Source organism: Pseudoxanthomonas sp., assembly GCF_051953815.1.
Lineage (GTDB): Bacteria > Pseudomonadota > Gammaproteobacteria > Xanthomonadales > Xanthomonadaceae > Pseudoxanthomonas_A.
This window is the reverse complement of record NZ_JBQCIJ010000044.1, coordinates 42,336-61,141: the sequence shown is the minus strand read 5'-3', so window position 1 is coordinate 61,141 and position 18,806 is coordinate 42,336. Positions and strand designations below refer to the sequence as shown.

Annotated in this window: 14 protein-coding genes, 3 tRNA genes and 1 pseudogene; 16 read left to right on the top strand and 2 right to left on the bottom strand. The window is 68.3% G+C overall.

Annotated elements, in window-relative coordinates; translation table 11 throughout:
- Positions 1–2 precede the first annotated feature (2 nt).
- Together ACTHN1_RS13605 and lolD are read left to right on the top strand one after the other, a co-directional pair.
- The gene (locus ACTHN1_RS13605) at positions 3–1,250 is read left to right on the top strand and encodes a lipoprotein-releasing ABC transporter permease subunit (protein ID WP_440471470.1); all 1,248 of its coding nucleotides are present in this window, start codon (positions 3–5) and stop codon (positions 1,248–1,250) included.
- Complete coding sequence (gene lolD / locus ACTHN1_RS13600; protein WP_440471469.1) at positions 1,243–1,968, top strand: lipoprotein-releasing ABC transporter ATP-binding protein LolD; 726 nt, start codon at positions 1,243–1,245, stop codon at positions 1,966–1,968. The genes ACTHN1_RS13605 and lolD overlap by 8 nt, the downstream gene beginning before the upstream one ends.
- A gap of 116 nt (positions 1,969–2,084) precedes the next feature.
- Here lolD and ACTHN1_RS13595 read toward each other — a convergent pair whose 3' ends face one another.
- Together ACTHN1_RS13595 and ACTHN1_RS13590 are read right to left on the bottom strand one after the other, a co-directional pair.
- Positions 2,085–2,678 carry an HD domain-containing protein gene (locus ACTHN1_RS13595; protein ID WP_440471468.1) on the bottom strand — a complete coding sequence of 198 codons (594 nt, stop codon included), beginning with the start codon at positions 2,676–2,678 and terminating at the stop codon, positions 2,085–2,087.
- Positions 2,679–2,721: 43 nt separating this feature from the next.
- Complete coding sequence (locus ACTHN1_RS13590; RefSeq protein WP_440471467.1) at positions 2,722–4,842, bottom strand: phosphocholine-specific phospholipase C; 2,121 nt, start codon at positions 4,840–4,842, stop codon at positions 2,722–2,724.
- A gap of 350 nt (positions 4,843–5,192) precedes the next feature.
- On the opposite strand from ACTHN1_RS13590, the pseudogene ACTHN1_RS13585 reads away from it, so the two are divergent.
- The 14 genes and pseudogenes from ACTHN1_RS13585 to ACTHN1_RS13520 all read left to right on the top strand — a co-directional run.
- Positions 5,193–7,757: pseudogene (locus ACTHN1_RS13585) on the top strand (DNA internalization-related competence protein ComEC/Rec2); the annotation flags it as partial.
- Positions 7,684–8,313 carry a MotA/TolQ/ExbB proton channel family protein gene (locus tag ACTHN1_RS13580; RefSeq protein WP_440471466.1) on the top strand — a complete coding sequence of 210 codons (630 nt, stop codon included), beginning with the start codon at positions 7,684–7,686 and terminating at the stop codon, positions 8,311–8,313. The pseudogene ACTHN1_RS13585 and the gene ACTHN1_RS13580, both read left to right, overlap by 74 nt.
- Before the next feature lie 7 nt (positions 8,314–8,320).
- Complete coding sequence (locus ACTHN1_RS13575; RefSeq protein WP_440471465.1) at positions 8,321–8,743, top strand: ExbD/TolR family protein; 423 nt, start codon at positions 8,321–8,323, stop codon at positions 8,741–8,743.
- A complete protein-coding gene (gene msbA, locus ACTHN1_RS13570; RefSeq protein WP_440471464.1) occupies positions 8,740–10,497 on the top strand; it encodes a lipid A export permease/ATP-binding protein MsbA in 1,758 nt (585 codons plus the stop codon). Before ACTHN1_RS13575 ends, msbA begins: the two co-directional genes overlap by 4 nt.
- Positions 10,498–10,502: 5 nt before the next feature.
- Positions 10,503–11,501 (top strand): tetraacyldisaccharide 4'-kinase, encoded by a 999-nt coding sequence (gene lpxK, locus ACTHN1_RS13565; protein ID WP_440471463.1) that lies wholly within the window; start codon positions 10,503–10,505, stop codon positions 11,499–11,501.
- Positions 11,498–12,277 carry a 3-deoxy-manno-octulosonate cytidylyltransferase gene (gene kdsB / locus ACTHN1_RS13560; RefSeq protein WP_440471462.1) on the top strand — a complete coding sequence of 260 codons (780 nt, stop codon included), beginning with the start codon at positions 11,498–11,500 and terminating at the stop codon, positions 12,275–12,277. Before lpxK ends, kdsB begins: the two co-directional genes overlap by 4 nt.
- Positions 12,274–12,738 (top strand): low molecular weight protein-tyrosine-phosphatase, encoded by a 465-nt coding sequence (locus tag ACTHN1_RS13555; RefSeq protein WP_440471461.1) that lies wholly within the window; start codon positions 12,274–12,276, stop codon positions 12,736–12,738. Before kdsB ends, ACTHN1_RS13555 begins: the two co-directional genes overlap by 4 nt.
- A gap of 25 nt (positions 12,739–12,763) precedes the next feature.
- Positions 12,764–14,185: a hypothetical protein gene (locus ACTHN1_RS13550; protein WP_440471460.1), complete on the top strand. Its 1,422-nt coding sequence runs from the start codon at positions 12,764–12,766 to the stop codon at positions 14,183–14,185.
- Complete coding sequence (gene uvrC / locus ACTHN1_RS13545; protein ID WP_440471459.1) at positions 14,182–16,029, top strand: excinuclease ABC subunit UvrC; 1,848 nt, start codon at positions 14,182–14,184, stop codon at positions 16,027–16,029. Before ACTHN1_RS13550 ends, uvrC begins: the two co-directional genes overlap by 4 nt.
- 8 nt (positions 16,030–16,037) lie before the next feature.
- Positions 16,038–16,685 carry a CDP-diacylglycerol--glycerol-3-phosphate 3-phosphatidyltransferase gene (gene pgsA / locus ACTHN1_RS13540; RefSeq protein ID WP_440471458.1) on the top strand — a complete coding sequence of 216 codons (648 nt, stop codon included), beginning with the start codon at positions 16,038–16,040 and terminating at the stop codon, positions 16,683–16,685.
- Positions 16,676–16,751 (top strand) — tRNA-Gly (locus ACTHN1_RS13535). The genes pgsA and ACTHN1_RS13535 overlap by 10 nt, the downstream gene beginning before the upstream one ends.
- A gap of 90 nt (positions 16,752–16,841) precedes the next feature.
- A tRNA-Cys gene (locus tag ACTHN1_RS13530) sits at positions 16,842–16,915 on the top strand.
- A gap of 98 nt (positions 16,916–17,013) precedes the next feature.
- Positions 17,014–17,100, top strand: a tRNA-Leu gene (locus ACTHN1_RS13525).
- Between the two features lie 139 nt (positions 17,101–17,239).
- Positions 17,240–18,793, top strand: a complete 1,554-nt coding sequence (locus tag ACTHN1_RS13520) for an EAL domain-containing protein (protein ID WP_440471457.1) — start codon at positions 17,240–17,242, stop codon at positions 18,791–18,793.
- Positions 18,794–18,806 lie beyond the last annotated feature (13 nt).

Genomic DNA, 18,806 nt, shown 5'->3' with positions numbered 1-18,806 from the left:
CGATGTTCAAACCCGTCCCCGTCGCCATCGGCCTGCGCTACCTCCGCGCCAAGCGCCGCAACGGTTTCATCTCCTTCATCTCGCTGGCCTCCATCATCGGCATCGCGCTGGGCGTGGCGGTGCTCATCACCACGCTGTCGGTGATGAACGGCTTCCAACGGGAAATCCGCGATCGACTGCTGCAGGCGACCGCGCACGCGACCGTCGCCGGCGCGGGCGAGGACATGCAGGACTGGCCGCACGCGGTGAAGGTGGCCATGCAGGATCCGCGCGTGGCCGGCGCCGCGCCCTATGTCGACGTGCAGGCCATGCTGTCCGGCAATGCCGACCCGCAGGGCGCGCTGGTGCAGGGCATCGTGCCCTCGGAGGAGCGCAAGGTTTCGGTGCTGGGCGACAAGATGAAGACCGGCCGGCTGGAATCGCTGCAACCAGGCGAGTTCAACATCCTGCTGGGGCAGGAACTGGCGGCCTGGCTGCGGGTGGGGGTGGGCGACAGCGTGGTCGTCACCGCCGGCAATTTCCAGGGCACGCCGATGGGGGCGATGCCGAAAATCAAGCGCTTCACCGTGTCCGGCACGTTCGCGGTGGGCCACAACGACATCGACCGCAACCTCGCGGTGGTGCACATGGCCGACCTGCAGCGGGTGCTGCGGATGGGGGATGGCGTGACCGGCGTGCGCCTGAAGCTGCATGACATGGATCAGGCGATGACGGTCGCGCGTGATCTGGTCTATCGGCTGGGACACGTCTATCGGGTCAGCGACTGGATGAGCCAGAACGCCAATCTCTACCATTCGTTGAAGATGGAAAAGACGGTGATGGGCATCCTGTTGTCGCTGATCATCCTGATGGGCGCGTTCTCGCTGGTGAACTCGCAGGTGATGCTGGTGACCGACAAGCAGGCCGACATCGCCATCCTGCGTACCCTGGGCCTGACGCCGGGCGGGGTGATGCAGGTCTTCATGGTGCAGGGTTCGCTGATCGGCATCATCGGCACGGTGGCCGGCGTGATCGGCGGTATCACCCTGACCATGAATCTGGAAAGCATCCTCGATCTCATCGAGAAAATCTTCAACGTGACCCTGTTGCCCCCGGACGTGTACTACATCACCGGCCTGCCATACGACCTGCGACCGGACGATGTGACGATCATCGCCTGCGTGGCGCTGGCGATGAGCTTCCTGGCCACGCTGTACCCAGCGTGGCGCGCGGCCCGGACCCAGCCGGCGGAGGCCCTGCGCTATGAGTGAGAAGATCACGGCCGCGACGGGCTCGGACGGCACGGTCATCCGCGCGGACGGCCTGGGCAAGACCTACGCCGAGGGCAAGATGCGCACGCCGGTGTTCGATGGCCTGGAACTGGCGGTCCATCCGGGCGAGACGGTCGCCATCGTCGGCGCTTCCGGCGCCGGCAAGAGCACCTTGCTGCATCTGCTCGGTGGCCTGGACACCCCGACCACCGGAGAGGTCTATGTGGCCGGCCAGAAAATGTCGGCGCTGTCGGACGCGGCGCGAGGTCAACTGCGCAACCACGCGCTTGGTTTCGTCTACCAGTTCCACCATCTGCTGCCCGAGTTCACCGCGCTGGAGAACGTGATGATGCCGGTGATGCTGGGTGGCACCGACGCCGCGTCCGCGAGGCAGCGGGCGCGGGAGCTGCTGGAAGCGGTCGGCCTGGGGCACCGCATCGAACACAAGCCGGGCGAGTTGTCAGGCGGCGAACGCCAGCGCGCGGCCGTCGCCCGCGCGCTGGTCAATCAACCCGCCTGCGTGCTGGGCGACGAACCCACCGGCAACCTGGACGAAAAGACCGCCGCCACCGTGTTCGATCTGATGCTCGGCCTCAACCGCGCGCAGAAGACCAGCCTGGTGCTGGTGACCCACGACCGCCGGTTGGCGCGTCGCCTGGATCGGGTGCTGGAACTGCACGAAGGCAAGCTGCGCCAGCTCGCCCACGCCGACGTCTGAGCGACCGGAGCAAGGCCCGCGGCGGCAACGACGTTTGATTCATCCGGGGCGGGCGGACATTCGTCGCGGGGCGCGGCGGTGGTGCGGATGGCCAGGGCGAATCGAAGCGGTTCCGCTCAGCCGGGCGCGGCGCCCTCGCCGAAATATCCCAGATGGCGCGCATCTTCCAGCCGCGCTTCGAGAAATTCCCACAGTGGCGGGCAGCCTGCCTGGATGGGCGGACCGACGCGCCGCACCACGCGTTCATGGCTGATGCCGTTCTCGCGCCAGCTCTGACCCTGGTTGGCGAGGTTCAGCAGCACCGGCATGGCCCGGTCCACCGCGTTGGCGAACACGGCTTCCGGCGTCAGTGCTTCATCGAATTCCCGCCACAGCGCGAGCAGTTGTTCGCCTTCGGATGCGGGCAGCAGGCCGAAAATGCGCCGGACCGCCGCCAGTTCGGCGGCCTTGCGCTCCTCCCAGCCACCCTCCACGAAGGCCATGGTGTCGCCGGTATCAATCTCGCCGATGTCGTGCACCAGCAGCATGCGGATGACGCGGTCCATGTCGATGTCCGTCGGCGCGTGCGGCGCCAGCGAGCTCGCCAACAGGGCGAGCTGCCAACTGTGCTCGGCGGAATTCTCGTAGCGTTCGATGTCGCGCAGGCGGATCTTGCGGGTGACCGCCTTGAGCTTGTCCACTTCCAGGATGAAATCAACGATGGCTTGCATGGCGGGTCGCGATGAGGTGAGGAACGGAGGACACGCGGCGACGTCAGGCGGCGCCCATGGCCGGATCCGAGATGCCGTCGGCTCCTGTCTCCAGGCGCCCGGCCAAGCGGTACAGCAAACCGGGCGCGGCCGTCACGCTGAAATCGTACCAGTGGCCCTGCCCGGAAAGCGTCCAACGCCATTGCCCGCACTGGCCGGGTGCCAGTTCGGCGGCCCAGGGGCCGTCATGGCGGTACGCATTGGCGATGATCGACAGGGAGCGGGAGCGGTCGCCCTCGTTGGTCACCTCCACCCACAGCGCGGCGGCGGCGACGTCGTAGCCGCTGCGCACGCCGAGCGTCGAATCCGCGCGGACATCGCCCTGGAAATGGCGATGGAATCCATTGGGTCCGAGCACCCATAGATCGTATCGGCCATCGTCGGCCGCCGTGTCCCAGGCGCCGCCCAGTTGCCGGCCGGCCTCGACCGCGTAGCGGCGCGGAATCCGATCCAGGTGCAGGCGGTCGTAGACGTGGAAGACCGCGCCGGCTCGCCCGGTGTTGAGGAACGTCAGCATCATCGCGCCATCGGCCGCGGCTCGCGCATGTACCTGTAGTTCGTAGGGCAGGGCACGCGAAGGCCGGGTGCCGGTTGATTGCCGCGGAGGCCGCTGGCTGTCCTCGGAGGGCGGCGTCAGCGCGGGCAGGGCTTCCTGCGCGGTGCGCACCGCGTCCGCGGCCGACTTGCGCTGTCGTGGCAGCCGCGGCGGCGCGGCGCCGTTGGGGGTGGCGAAATTGAACGCGCTGGTGAGATCGCCGGTCATCGCGCGGCGATAGGCGCTGATGTTCGGTTCCGGCACGCCGAAGCGGGCTTCGAGAAAACGCAGCACCGAAGTGTGATCGAACACCTGCGAGTTGACCCAGCCGCCGCGGCTCCAAGGGGACACCACGTACATCGGCACGCGCGGACCCGGACCGTAGGGACGTCCGTCGGTGTGGTACTCGCCGGTGGTGGCGACCGTGGAAGCGCCCGCGAGCGAGCCGTCGGCCTCGCGCGCCGGCGCGCAGGGCGGCGGCAGGTGATCGAAGAACCCGTCGTTCTCGTCGAAGTTCACCAGCAGTACCGTCTGGCTCCAGACCGCCGGATCCGCGGTCAGCGCCTCCAGCACCGCCTGCGTATACCAGCCACCCTGCACCGGGCTGGAGGGATCCGGATGCTCCGAATACGCCGCCGGCGCCACGATCCAGGACACCTGTGGAAGCGCGCCGGCGGCGATGTCTTCCTTCAGCGCCCGCAGGAATCCACCGTCGGGCAGGGTGTTGCCGATGCCCTTGAGCAGGGGGCTGATGGCTTCGTCGGTTGCCTGGTATGGCGGAAAATCGCGGGCCTTGGGCGGATTGCCGCGCGCGCGGTTCGCCGCCCGGTACTGGCGGAAGCCGGCCAGCGGATTGTCAGTGAAATTGTCGGGAAGGTTCTGATACACCTTCCAGCTCACGCCCGCGGCCTGCAGGCGCTCGGGATAGGTGGTCCAGCGGTAGTCTCCGCCTTCGGCATCGAACGAATCGCCGCTGTTGTCGATGACCGGGCCGCCCGCCAGACCGGCGGGATCGTTCGTGCCGCTCCAGTGGAACAGGCGGTTGGTGTTGGTACCGCCATGGAACGCGCAGTGGTAGGCGTCGCACAGGGTGAAGGCGTTGGCGAGGGCGAACTGGAATTCCAGTTCGGCCCCGGCGTAGTGGCCCATCGAGTGCAACTGCTTGTGGGTGGGCCAGGCCTGCATGCGCCCCAGATCCCAGGCGGCCTGCGCGTCGGGATAGCTGTGGGGCGTGCCGGCGACGCGTTGCGCATTGCCGGCGCGGGCGTCCAGGTGAAAGGGCTGCACGATGCGCGAAATCCGATCTTTCGTGTACCGCTGTTGCCATACGGTGCGATTGCCGGGCACGGGTATCGGGAAGCGATCCCCGAATCCGCGCACGCCATGCAAGGTACCGAAATAGTGATCGAACGAGCGGTTTTCCTGCATCAGGATCACCACATGCCGTACGTCCTTGATCGTGCCGGTGGTGTGGTGCGCGGGAATCGCCAGCGCGCGGCGGATGGCCGGCGGAAACGTAGCCAGCGTCATCGAGGCGGCGGCGCCGGCACCGGCCCGCTTGAAGAACTCGCGTCGGCTGTGCGGGCTCATGGCGTGAACAGAATGAAACGGGACGATCGGACGGGACGAACGAGCGTGCATGGCGAGGATGGACGGGACATGGCGGCATCGCTCCCAGGGAAGGCCACGCAGTCTCGCGGGATGAGTGGAACCGGGTCAATGACGCGACTGCGCGCAGCGGGAATCGAAAGAACGCGGCGCGTGTTCTTGCGAACGATTCCGAGCGGCGTCGGAGTTGCCTGACGGTCCTGCGCGGATTGCGCTGATTTCCCCTGGAACGGTCGTCGTCTAGTGTTGCGTGCTGTTCGGAAAGGACGTCCGTTGCAGTGCGAAGCAAAGAGAAGGCGACGCGGGCCGAAGCGCCGGATGGCACCAAGGGTCTGGTGACAAGGAGCGCACGCGGGACGGCAGGGGCGACGCCCGCCGCATTCGGTGCGGGCGCCGCCGTGGCGCTGCTGGCGGGGGCCGGCGTCTGTCTCTCGATGCCGACCTTGCCCCCTGTCCTTCTGCTGTGGGGACTGGGCATCACCGGCGCGGCGGGCTGGTTGTGGCGCTGGCGCGGACGCTGGCTGGGCGCGCTGCTGTTCGGTTTCGCCTGGGCCGGCGTGCAGGCCGGGGCGGCATTGGCGGTGCGCGTTCCGCCCGAACTGGAACGGCGGCCGCTGGCGGTGACGGGAACGATCGCGGAGTTGCCGCAACATGAAGCGCGACGGACCCGGTTCCTGTTCGTGGTGGATGAAGGCGAGGGGAGCGCGGCCATGCTGGCGGGACGGCGGATCATGCTGTCCTGGCATGACGACTACGGCGCCAGCGAACCCGGTGCGCGACTGAAACTGCGCGCGGGTGAACGCTGGCGGTTCGAGGCCAGGCTGCGTGCCCCGCGTGGCCTGCGCAATCCCGGGGGCTTCGACAGCGAGAAACACGCGCTGCTGCAGCGGATCGGCGCGACCGGCAGCCTGCATCAGCCGGAGCGTGCCCGGCGGCTGTCTCCGGCCGCCGGCGTCGACGCCTGGCGTGAAGTGATGTCGGCGCGCATCGGGCAGACGGTGGCCGCGCCATCCTCGCGCTTCGTGCGCGCGCTGGCGCTGGGCGATACCCGCGGGTTGACCCCGGAGGACTGGCATGTCCTGCGTGCGGCGGGCCTGACCCATCTGATCGCCATTTCGGGTTTCCACGTCGGCATGGTCGCCAGCGCTTTCGCCGTGCTCATCGGTGGACTGTGGCGCCTGTTTCCCACCTGGGCGCGGCGCCTGCCGCGTCCCCAGGCGATGGGGCTGGCGGCGGTGCTTGCCGCGCTGGGTTACGCCGTCCTTGCCGGTTTCGCCCTGCCGACCGTGCGCACGGTGCTGATGATGGCCGTGTGGGCCGCGGCCCGTCTGGGACGCCGGCCCGCACGGGTGATCGACACCTTGGCGCTGTCCCTGATCGTGGTGCTGCTGTTCGATCCGTTGTCGCCGTTGGCGGCCGGGTTCTGGCTGAGCTACGGCGGCGTCGCCTGGCTGGCCTGGTGCCTACCGGCGACCGGCACCCAGCACTGGCTGCGTGGTTTCCTGTCCGCGCAGGCCGTGGCCACGGTGGGCCTGCTGCCGTTGACGGTGGTGTTGTTCGATCAGGCCTCGCTGGCCGGGCCGCTGGCGAACCTGGTCGCGATCCCCTGGTGGAGTCTGGTGGTGGTGCCGTTGTCGCTGCTGGGAACCGCGGCCGAGGCCTTGATCCCCGGCGGTGGCGCCTGGCCGTGGCGCTGGGCGGCGGCCTGCTTCGATCTGACCTGGCCGGGTTTCCGCTGGCTGTCGGAGAGCAGTTTCTCGCTGTGGTGGTTGCCGGAAGCGGCGCCCTGGGCGGTGGGAATGGCGCTCGCGGGTGCCTTCTGGTTGCTGCTGCCGCGTGGGGTGCCGGGCAAATCGCTGGCGTTCCTGTTGTGGCTTCCCTTGCTTTGGCCGGACCGCGGACTGCCGCGGCGGGGCGAGGCCGAACTGGCGATGGTCGATGTCGGCCAGGGCCTGTCGGTGCTGGTCAGGACTTCGGGACATGCGCTGCTGTACGACATGGGGCCGGCGATGCGCGGAGGCTTCGATGCCGGTGAACGCGCCGTGGCGCCGGCGTTGCGCGCCTGGGGCGTGCCGCGCCTGGATCGGGCCGTGGTCAGCCACGACGACAACGATCATGTCGGCGGTCTGGCCAGCGTCCTGCGCGTGCTGCCGGTCGGGGTCGTCCAGGCGCCGGGCGGACAGATCGCCGCCGTGGAGCAGGCGGTGCGGGCAGTGCCGGCGTCCATGGCGCTGCCTGAAATACGCGGCTGCGTCGCCGGCGAAGCCTGGGAATGGGATGGCGTGCGTTTCCTGTTCCTGCATCCGCACCGGCACTTTCCGAATATGGGCAACGAATCGAGCTGCGTGCTGCGGGTTGAAACCGCCCGTGGCGCGGCGCTGCTGACCGGAGACATCGGCGAGGTGATCGAGCGCGAACTGGCCCGGCGCTCGCCGGCGCAGTTGCGGGCGGACGTGGTGTTCGCGCCGCATCACGGCAGTGCCGGCTCGTCGGATCCGCGCTTCGTCGCCGCCACCGGGGCCCGCCTGCTGCTGGTGTCCAGCGGCCACCGCAATCGCTTCGGCCACCCCCGGCCACAGGTGGTGGCGCGCTGGGAGGCGGCCGGGGCGGAGGTGGTCGGTACCGCCGACAGCGGAGCGGTGCAGGTCTGGCTGAGCGGGGAGGGCGTCGCGCTGCGTGAACGGCGTCACGCCCGCGCCCGTCTATGGGATGCCGCGCGGCGCTGAGGGGCGCGTGGGCTATCCTATCGCCCATCGATGAGACGGCCCCGCGGGGTCCCGAGGACTGAACGTGCTTGAACTGGTCAAGGCCGGCGGCTGGCCCATGATCCCCCTGCTGCTGCTGGCGGTGCTGGCGCTGGCGATCGTGGTGGAACGCTTCTGGACCCTGCGGCGCAAGGAAATCATGCCTCCCGGCCTGGGCGAGGAGGTCCGCAACTGGGCGGTGCGCGGGCAACTGGAGCCGGCCCATATCGAATCCCTGCGCCGGACCTCGCCACTGGGTGAGCTGCTGGCCGCCGCGCTGGAGGTCCGCCAGCGCCCGCGCGACCAGATCCGCGAGCGCATCGAGGATACCGGCCGCCATGTCGTGCACCGGATGGAGAAGTTCCTCAACGCCTTGGGCAGCATCGCCTCGGCGGGTCCGCTGCTGGGCCTGCTGGGCACGGTGGTCGGCATGATCCAGATGTTCCTGGGCATCCAGGACAGCGGCGTCGGCGACGTCAACCAGCTGGCCGGCGGTATCGGCAAGGCGCTGGTGTGCGCGGCCACCGGCATGATCGTGGCGATTCCGGCGCTGATGGCGCACCGCTACTTCCGTGGCCGCATCAACGGCTACGTGGTGGAGATGGAGAAGGAAGCCATGCAGCTGCTCGACGCGCTCGATTCACGGCAACCGCGTCCCGCGGGCGCGCGCCCGGCAACCGCGCCCGCCGCCGCGGCGGTCGGGGCCTGAGCCGCGCATGAGGATTCGTGACGACCGCGCCCACGAGGAGCCGGAGATCAACCTGGTGCCGTTGATCGACGTGATCCTGGTGCTGATCATCTTCTTCGTCATCACCACGACGTTCGATTCGCGCTCGATGCTGCAACTGCAGCTGCCGAGCGCGAAGGGCGAGCCGGTGGCGGCCCAGACCAAGACCCTGAGCGTGCTGGTCAACGCCGACGGCCACTACGTCGTGGACGAACATGAAGTCCTGCGCACGGACGTGGATGCGCTGAAGCAGACCATCGCCCAGGTGGCCGGCGACGATCGTTCGCGCCCGGTGCTGCTGCGCGCCGACGCGCGCACCCCGCACCAGGCGGTGGTGACCGCCTATGACGCGCTGGCGCAATCCGGCTTCCGCACCATCCAGATCGCCACCGCGCCGGAGGTCAAGCGATGAGTGCGCAACCCGTTTCGGCCTGGCATACCTATCGCCGGCTGATCCGCCTGGCCAAGCCCTACCGTGCCCTGCTGCTGCTGGCGCTGCTGGGCATGCTGATCGAGGCCGCGGCCAGCGGCGCTTTCAGCTATCTGATGAAGCCGGTGGTGGACGGGACGTTCGTCACCCGCAATACCCGAATGGACCTGACCCTGCCGTTCGCCATCGTCGGTCTGTTCCTGGTCCGCGGCCTGGCGGGTTTCCTCACCGACATGAGCATGGGCAAGTCCGCCCGCAGCATCGCCCGCGACATGCGCGTGTCCGTGCTGGGCAAGTACCTGCGCCTGCCGGGCATGCGCTTCGACAGCGAACCGGTGCCCTCGATGCTGGTCCGGCTCGGCTCCGACTGCGATCAGATCGCGCAGGCCGCGGTGGATGCCACCAAGGTGGTGCTGCAGCAGTCGTTCCAGATCATCGCCATGCTGGCGGTGATGTTCCACAACAGCTGGCAGGTCACGCTGGCGATCCTGTTGCTGGGCCCGCCGCTGGCCTGGATCATGGACAAGGTGGCCCGGCGTTACCGCAGGATCAGCCACCGCATCCAGGAAAGCGGCGCGCAGTTGCTGCAGGCCGCGGATCAGACCCTGAGCAGCCAGCAGGAAGTGAAGGTCTACGGGGCGCAGGCCAGCGAGATGGACCGCTACCGCAAGCTGGCCGACAACAACCTGCGTCTGGCGATGAAGGTGGAAGCCACCCGCGGCGTGTCCTCGGCGCTGGTCCAGATGATGGGCGCCGTGGGGCTGTCGCTGCTGCTGGTGGTCGCGGGTTACCAGGCCATGCAGGGACGCCTGACCGCCGGCGGCTTCGTGTCGCTGATGGTGTCGATGATCGCCATCATCCCCGCGCTCAAGCAGCTCACCAACGTGCAGAACATGACCCAGCGCGGCGTGGCCTCGGCCGAACGCCTGTTTTCGGTGCTGGATGCGCCCGACGAAGTCGACGCGGGCACCCGCCCGCTGGTGCGTGCGCAGGGACTCATCGAGTTCCGTGACGTCACCGCACGCTATCCGGGACAGGTGCGGCCCGCGCTGGGCGGCATCAGCTTCACCGCGCGGCCGGGAACGGTCACCGCGATCGTCGGTCGTTCCGGCAGCGGCAAGTCCAGCCTGATCAAGCTGATTCCGCGCTTCTACGAGCCAGAGGCCGGCCAGATCCTGGTCGACGGCCATCCGGTGCAGGAATATCCGCTGGCGGATCTGCGGCGGCAGATCGCCCTGGTCGGCCAGCAGGTGATGCTGTTCGACGGCACCGTCGCCGCGAACGTGGCTTTCGGCGAAATGGAGGACGCGCCGGAGCCGGCGCTGGTGCAGGCGGTGGAAGGCGCCAACGCGATGGAGTTCGTGCGCGAACTGCCGGACGGTTTGCAGGCCCAGGTCGGCGCCAAGGGCGGCCGGTTGTCCGGCGGACAGCGCCAGCGCCTGGCGATCGCGCGGGCGATGCTGAAGGACGCGCCGATCCTGATCCTGGACGAAGCGACCGCCGCGCTGGACAACGAATCCGAGCGGTTGGTGCAGAACGCGCTGCAGAAGCTGATGCCGGATCGCACCACGCTGGTCATCGCGCATCGCCTGTCCACCATCGAACACGCCGATCAGGTGCTGGTGCTGGATCAGGGACGCCTGGTCGAGCAGGGCACCCACGCCGAGCTGCTGGCCCGCGACGGTCTCTACGCGCATCTGCACCGCATGCAGTTCCGGGAAGGCGACGGCGAGTGAGTGAAGTGAGCAAGTCCCGGCATGTCCCGCCCGCCTATTGGTATTCCAACGCCGCCGTTCCCGCGCATGCGCGGCTGCTGGCGGCGATCTATGGCGCGCTGATCGGCCTGCGCGCGCGCCTGTTCCGCTGGGGCCTGCTGCGCCGGCACCGGCTGTCCGCGCCGGTCATCGTGGTCGGCAACGTCACCGTCGGCGGCACCGGCAAGACCCCGCTCACCATCGCCCTGGTCCAGCGCCTGCGCGAGGCCGGATTCAAGCCGGGCGTCGCCAGCCGGGGATACGGCCGCGCCGACGAGCGCCAGGCCCTGTGGGTGGAGGCGTCCACCTCGCCGGAGCAGGGCGGGGACGAGCCCGTGTTGATCGCGCGCCGAACCGGAGTTCCGGTGCGGGTGGATCGGGATCGTGTCGCCGCCGCGCGCGCGCTGATCGCCGCCGGTTGCGACATCGTGGTCTGCGACGACGGCCTGCAGCACTATCGCCTGCGACGCGACATCGAGATCGAGGTCATCGACGGACAGCGCCGCTACGGCAACGGCCGGTTGCTGCCGGCCGGCCCGCTGCGCGAGCCGGTCGAGCGTGGCGCGGCCTGCGATTTCCGGGTGCTCAATGGCGGCGAATCCGCCTTCGGCGAGTGGCCGATGCAACTGCACACGGATGCGGCGCAGCCCCTGCGCGGCGGTCGTCCGCATCCGCTCATGTCGTTCGCCGGCCAGCGCGTGCATGCGGTCGCCGGCATCGGGCATCCGCAACGCTTCTTCGACAACCTGCGCGGTCTGGGTATCGGCGTCGTGCCGCATGCCTTCGACGATCACCATGCCTATCGTGCCGAGGACTTCGCGTTCGGCAGCGAACTGCCGGTGCTGATGACCGAGAAGGACGCGGTGAAATGCGCCGCCTTCGCGAAGGACTGGTACTTCAGCGTGCCGGTGTCGGCGCGCCTGCCGGAGGCGTTCTGGGTGGCGCTGCTGGACCGCCTGGCCCATCCGGAATCTCCAAAGCCATGACGACAGACCCCGTGAAGACAGGATTCATCGTGGCCATCCCGGCCCGCTACGCGGCCTCGCGGCTGCCGGGCAAACCGCTGCGCCTGATCGGCGGCGAACCACTGGTACTGCATGTGGCCCGCCGCGCGCTGGCCGCCGGCGCGGGCGAGGTCTGGGTCGCCACCGACGACGAGCGTATCCGCGAGGCGTTGCGGGGAACCGGCGTACGGGTGGCGATGACCCGCGACAGCCACGCGTCGGGCAGCGATCGCCTGGCCGAATGCGCCGACATCGCCGGTTGGCCGGACGATGCGGTGGTGGTCAACCTGCAGGGCGACGAACCGTTCGCGCCGGTGGCGGGCATCCGCACGGTCGCGCGGACGCTGGTGGACAGCGGCGCCGAGATGGCGACCCTGGCCACGCCGGTCGAGTCTGCCGAGCTCCTGTTCGACCCCAACGTCGTCAAGCTGGTGCGGGCGGACAGCGGCGACGCGCTGTATTTCAGCCGCGCGCCGATTCCCTGGCACCGGGATGCCTTCGCGCGCGATCGCAGTGCCCTGCCGCAGGGACCCTGGCTGCGCCATATCGGCATCTATGCCTATCGCGCAGGCTTCCTGCGCCGCTTCACCGGCCTGCCGCCCGGACAACTGGAACAGATCGAGTCGCTGGAACAACTGCGGGTGCTCGAATCCGGATACCGCATCGCGGTGGCGCTGACCCCGGAACCGTTCCCGCCCGGCGTGGACACGCCCGAGGATCTGGCCCGGGCCGAACAGCATTGGTCCCGCGGCGCATGAGGCTGCTGGTGGTCTGCCTGGGCAACATCTGCCGCTCGCCCATGGCCGAAGGCGCGCTTCGCCATCATCTGGCGGCTTCACCGCTGGCCGGACGGGTGGAGGTGGACTCGGCCGGCACCGGTGACTGGCACGTGGGAGAACCGCCGGATCGCCGGGCCATCGCCTGCGCCCGCCAGCATGGCGTCGACATCGCCGGCCTGCGCGCGCGCCAGCTGCGGCGGGAGGACTTCGAAAGGTTCGACTGGCTGCTGTGCGCGGACGGGCAGAATCTGCGCGATGTCCGCCAGCTGGCGCCCATGGAACTGGGGCACAAGGCGGAATTGTTGCTGGAGTGGACCGGCATCCAGGCCGGTGGCAGCGTCCCGGATCCCTACACGGGCGGCACCAAGGACTTCGAACACGTCTGGCAACTGGTCGATTCGGCGGCACGGGCGGCGGTCCGGCGCCTGTCCCGCGGATAGGACTGCGGCATAATCGGAGCGGATCATGAATGCCTCGCCCGCTCCCGAACTTCCCCAGGGATTGCCCTGGCTCAACGCGCCTTCCGGATCGCTGCTGGAACAGCGCGGTCGGATCGTGGCGCTGACCTTCGTCAACGCCGCCTCGGCCTGGTGCGGGCAACGCCTGAACGAACTGGCCGCCCTGCAGGCCCGTCACCTGGGACGCCTGCAGACGCTGGTGGTCAACGTGCCGCGTTTCGACAGCGAACGCGATCCGCAGACCGCCCTGAAGCGCCTGCGCCGGCACGGAATCGCTTTTCCAATCGCGCATGACGCCAACTGGGCGGCGTGGCAGGCATTCGGTATCGAGGCCTGGCCGACCGTGCTGCTGATCGACGGCGACGGCGTCACCCGCCACCGGCTGGTCGGCGTCGACAACACCGCCGAGCTGGAGCGCGCCGTGTCCGCGTTGTGCGAGACGCTGGCCCGGCCCAGCGACGACGATCTGCGCAGTCCGCGTGAAAGCCATCCCGAGCCGCGCCTGGCGCTGCGTTTTCCCACCGGCCTGGCGGCCACGCCGGACCGCCTGTTCGTGGCCGACAGCGGGCATCACCGCATCCTCGAATGCACCCACTCGGGACGGGTCCTGCGCCAGTTCGGCCTGGCCGCCGCCGACCTCATCGATGGCGACCACACCCATGCCGCGTTCCGCAATCCGCACGGATTGGCGGTGCTGCGCGAGTCCCTGTACGTGGCCGACAGCGGCAACCATGCGTTGCGCCGCATCCATCTGGCGACCGGCGCGGTTGACACCCTGTGCGGCAACGGCCGCGCGGGTGAACCCGTGGAAGGCATCGTCGGCCAGCCGCGTGGCGTGCCGCTCAACCAGCCGCTCGCGCTGGCGACCAGCAACAACCAGATTCATATCGCCATGGGCGGCGACAACCGCATCTGGAGTTATGACCTCGCCACCCGCGAACTCAGCGCGCGGGCGGGCTCGGGGCAGCTGGAGGTACGCGACGGCAGCGGTTCGATGGCGGCGTTCGCCCAGCCCGCGGCGCTGGCGGCTGTCCATCAGACGCTGTACGTCTGCGACGCGCTGGGATCGGCGATCCGTTCGCTGCAACTGCGTACCGGCGTCGTGCAGACGCTGGTCGGGCAGGGGCCCTGGGTGTTCGGCGCCGAGGACGGGCCGCGCGAGACCGCGCGTCTGCAGCATCCGCAGGGCATCGCGATCAGCAGCGACGCGCCGCAGATGTGGATCGCGGACAGCGGCAACAGCAGCCTGCGCACCTTGCGCCTGGGCGGCGGCGAGCTCACCAGCGTGGCGTTGCCGCGGCCGCTGCACGGTCCCACCGGCCTGGCGCTGTCGGAGGGCGTGGTCTGGATTGCCGAAACCGATGCCCACGCCGTGCTGCGTTATGACATCGCCAGCGGCGAACTGAGCCACGTGCCGATCGACGAATGAGCGGTCGCAGGTCCACCGATTTCGACGGCAAGGCGTTCGCGGCGGGCTTGAGCCTGGCGCCGGGCGTCTACCGCATGTATGCCGCCGACGACAGCCTGCTGTATGTCGGCAAGGCCGGCGCGCTGCGCAAGCGCGTGTCCAGCTATTTCAGCAATACGCCCAAGACGCCGCGTATCCTGTCGATGCTGTCGCAGGTGGCGCGGATGGACGTCACGGTCACCCGCTCCGAGGCCGAGGCGCTGCTGCTGGAGAACCAGCTGATCAAGTCGCTCGCGCCGCGCTACAACGTGCTGCTGCGCGACGACAAGAGCTATCCCTATGTTCTGCTGACCCAGGAGACCTGGCCGCGGATCGCGTTCCACCGCGGGCCGCGTGCGATACCCGGCCGCTACTTCGGCCCGTATCCCAGCGCCGGCGCGGTGCGCGAAACGCTGAACCTGATGCAGAAGCTGTTCAAGATCCGCAACTGCGAGGACAGCGTGTTCCGCAATCGCTCGCGTCCGTGCCTGCAATACCAGATCGGTCGCTGCAGCGCGCCCTGCGTGGGATTGGTGGAAACCGGCAGCTATGCCGAATCCGTGCGCCAGGCCGGCCTGTTCCTGGATGGGCGCAGCGACGAACTGACCGGCGAACTCAGCCGGGCGATGGAAACCGCGAGCGAACAGCTGGAATTCGAGGAAGCCGCGCGCCTGCGGGATCTGATCGGCTCGATCCGCAGCCTGCAGGCACGCCAGTATGTGGACGGCCATGCCGCGGATCTCGACGTGCTGGCCTGCGCGATGCGCGGCAGCTCGGCGTGCGTCCTGTTGCTGGCGTTCCGCGACGGCCGCAACCTCGGCACGCGCACCTTCTTCCCGCGCACCAACGGAGAAGAGAGCGCGGAGGAGGTGCTGGCCGCGTTCGTCTCCCAGTATTACGGCGAGCAGACGCCACCGCAGGAGATCATCCTGGATCGGGAGATTCCCGACGCGGAACTGATCGAAACGGCGCTGAGCACCTCGGCGGGACGCAAGGTACAGTTGAAGTGGAACGTGCGCAGCGAACGCGCCGGCTACCTGGATCTGGCGCGACGCAATGCCGAGATCGCATTGGTGACCGAGCTGTCCAGCCGCGGCGCGCAGACCGCGCGCAGCGAGGCCCTGCAGGAGTTGCTGGGTCTGGCCGAGCCGGCGCAGCGGATCGAGTGCTTCGACATCAGCCACACCATGGGCGAAGCCACGGTGGCCTCCTGCGTGGTGTTCGACGCCAACGGACCGGTCCGTGCGCAGTACCGCCGTTTCAACATCACCGGCATCGAGCCCGGCGACGACTATGCGGCCATGCACCAGGCCATCGAGCGCCGGTTCCGCCGCGCGGTGGAGGAGGGCGGCGTGCTCCCGGACGTGCTGCTGATCGACGGCGGCGCCGGACAACTGGCGCAGGCACGGGGCGTGCTGGCCGATCTGGGCGTGGACAGCGTGGTGTTGGTCGGCGTGGCCAAGGGGGAGGAGCGCCGGCCGGGCCATGAAACGCTGGTCCTGGCCGACGGCCGCGAGGTCCGGCCCGGGGCGGCGTCGCCGGCCCTGCAGTTGATCCAGCAGGTCCGCGACGAGGCGCACCGGTTTGCCATCACCGGTCACCGCGGCAAGCGCCAGAAGGCGCGCATGACCAGCAAGCTGGAGGACATCCCAGGCATCGGCCCGCGCCGCCGCGCCAGCCTGCTCAAGCATTTCGGCGGCCTGGCCGGCCTCAAGGCCGCCGGCGCGGACGAGATCGCCCGTGTTGAAGGCATCAACGCCGCGCTCGCCGAGCGGATCTACGCTAACCTGCACGGGTTGCCGGCGCCGATTGCGGGAAACGAGTAGAAAAAGCAATGAAGTTGACCCTCCCCACCTGGCTCACCCTGTTGCGGATCGTGCTGATTCCGGTGCTGGTGCTGGTGTTCTACCTGCCGCACAAATGGACCAACTTCGCGGCGGCCTTCATCTTCATCCTGGCGGCGGTCACCGACTGGCTGGATGGCTGGATCGCGCGGCGCTACCACCTGTATTCGGCGTTCGGCGCGTTCCTGGATCCGGTGGCGGACAAGCTGATGGTGGCGGTGTCGCTGTTCCTGATCGTGCAGGACAACCCGACCATGTGGATGGCCATCTGGGCCGCGGTGATCGTCGGGCGCGAAATCGCCGTGTCCGCGCTGCGCGAATGGATGGCCGAGCTGGGCCAGCGCGCACGGGTCAAGGTGGCCACCATCGGCAAGATCAAGACCATCGTGCAGATGGTCGCGCTGGGCTGCCTGCTGTACGCGGCGACCCCCGGGACGGTGGAGCGTTCGGACATCTGGCTGGGTGAATGGGTCTTCAGGATCGGTGACTGGCTGCTCGCCATTGCGGCTATACTTACCCTCTGGTCCGGCTTCCAGTACCTGCATGCGGCATGGCCGATTCTGCGGGCAGACGAGAAAAAAGCAGTTGACAGTTCTCGGGATACCGGTAAAATTTCAAATCTCACGACGCGGGAATAGCTCAGTTGGTAGAGCACGACCTTGCCAAGGTCGGGGTCGCGAGTTCGAGTCTCGTTTCCCGCTCCATATTCAGAACACAACCCCGTTCGCGGGGTTTTGTTTTGTAAGGCGCTTGAAATGGCGCCGGGATTGCGCCAGTCTCGCGCAATCGCCATCGGCCTGGTGGCAGAGTGGTTATGCAGCGGACTGCAAATCCGCGTACGCCGGTTCAATTCCGACCCAGGCCTCCATTTCTGAAAACCGACCTCGCGGTCGGTTTTTTTGTGCCTGACGGACGGAAGGGTTCGCGACTTTCCATCCCGTCCTGGCTCAGGCACGCTATCGACATGCCCGGATGGCGAAATTGGTAGACGCATCGGACTTAAAATCCGCCGGCCGCGAGGCCATGCCGGTTCGATTCCGGCTCCGGGCACCATGATGGAGAAACGGGATTCCGATGCGGAATCCCGTTTCTCGATCGGGGTTCGTCCGGGATGTCTGTGGCGGGCAACGGTCGGCAGGGGGCTGGCCAGCGACGTGGCGATCATCCATTCCCACCGCAAAGAACGATATCCATGAAGCAGGCACGGAGATGGGCAACCTCGCGCTGGGCAGGTCGTTTGATCTTCCTGGTCGTGCTGCTTGCCACGCTGGCGGTTGCGTTGCAGATGCGAGATGCGGTTGCAGACCGATGGCTGGACCATGAAGTCAGCCAGCAGGGGGCGCGGGTCGTCGATCAGATCGACCACGTGTTCGATACGACGGCTCGCATGCTGGCTGAAGCGGACCGCTCGACGCATGCCGACTGTTCGGCGGAGGAACTGCGGCGGCTGCGGGCGGTTTTCATGCGGGCCAAGTTCACCAAGGATCTTGGCCGGTACGTGGGAGGAAACCTGGCATGCACTGCCGTGCTGGGAGTCCTGGCCAAACCGGTCGTGCCGCGCCAGGAGCCCCTCGTGCTGGCGGCTGGGTTGACGGGTTACTGGACGGCGCTCTCGCTGACGGATCGGGATTCCTTTGCCCTGGTGGTGCGCACGGAGAAGTCGGGTTTCCAGCTCGATTTGGATGCATTCCGAGTGACGCGGTCGCCGGGCCTGTATTACGTGGTCGGCTTGCGGGACCGGGCGACGCGTCTCGTCATCGGGCTCGATGCGCAGGACTCGCCCGGCTTTGTCGAAGCTGGAAAAGGGCAGGGTCGCGAGGATGGTCGATTCTGTTCGCGGCGTTTTCCCATCTGCGCCACCGTCCTGGTGACTGCCGTGGCCGACGAACGCGCGTGGACGAGCGCCATGTGGATGGTACTGATCCTGGGGGGGCTGCTTGGAACCTGCCTGGGCTGGCTGGCGCTAGCCGCGCACCGTCGCTGGAGCGCGCTTCCGGCGCGGATGCGCCGCGCGCTGGCGGCAGGACGATTCGCGCTTCGTTATCAGCCCATCGTCGCGCTGGAGACATCTCCACGCATCGTCTCGGCCGAGGCGCTCATCCGCTGGATCGATGGCCCCGCATCACCGGAGGTGTTCATCGCGGAGGCGGAGCGCGCGGGGATGATTGCCGAGGTGACCGCGTTCGTCGTGCGCACGGTGCTGGACGAGAACCGCAAGCTGTTCGAGGCCTTTCCCGATTTCCGGGTGACCATCAACGTGAGTTCTCCCGAACTGGTGGATGGCAGCCTGATGGAGACCCTGGACTTCCATTGGCCGCCCGGCCTGCCGCGACGTCATATCGGCTTCGAATTGACCGAGCGTTCCACCGCGGAACTGCAGGACATCCTGCCCGAGCTTGAACGCCTGCGCTGGCTCGGCCATCCGATCTACGTGGACGACTTCGGTTCCGGCTATTCCAGCCTGAGCCAGCTGCAGCACCTGCCAATCGATTACATCAAGGTCGACCGCTCGCTGTTGCCGGAAGCGGCGGCGCAATTGCAAGGTTCGATCCTGCCGGAGATCCTCGCCATTGCCCGCCGCCTGGAGGCGGGCCTGGTGTTCGAAGGCGTCGAGACCGGCGAACAGGCGCGGATGCTCGCGTGCGCGGATCAGAGGGTACTCGCGCAAGGTTGGTACTTCGGCAGGCCAGATACGGCCGAAGCGCTGGCGCGGACGATGATGTCGGGCGCGTCCGCGGCGGCGTGACGCGACCCGGTTC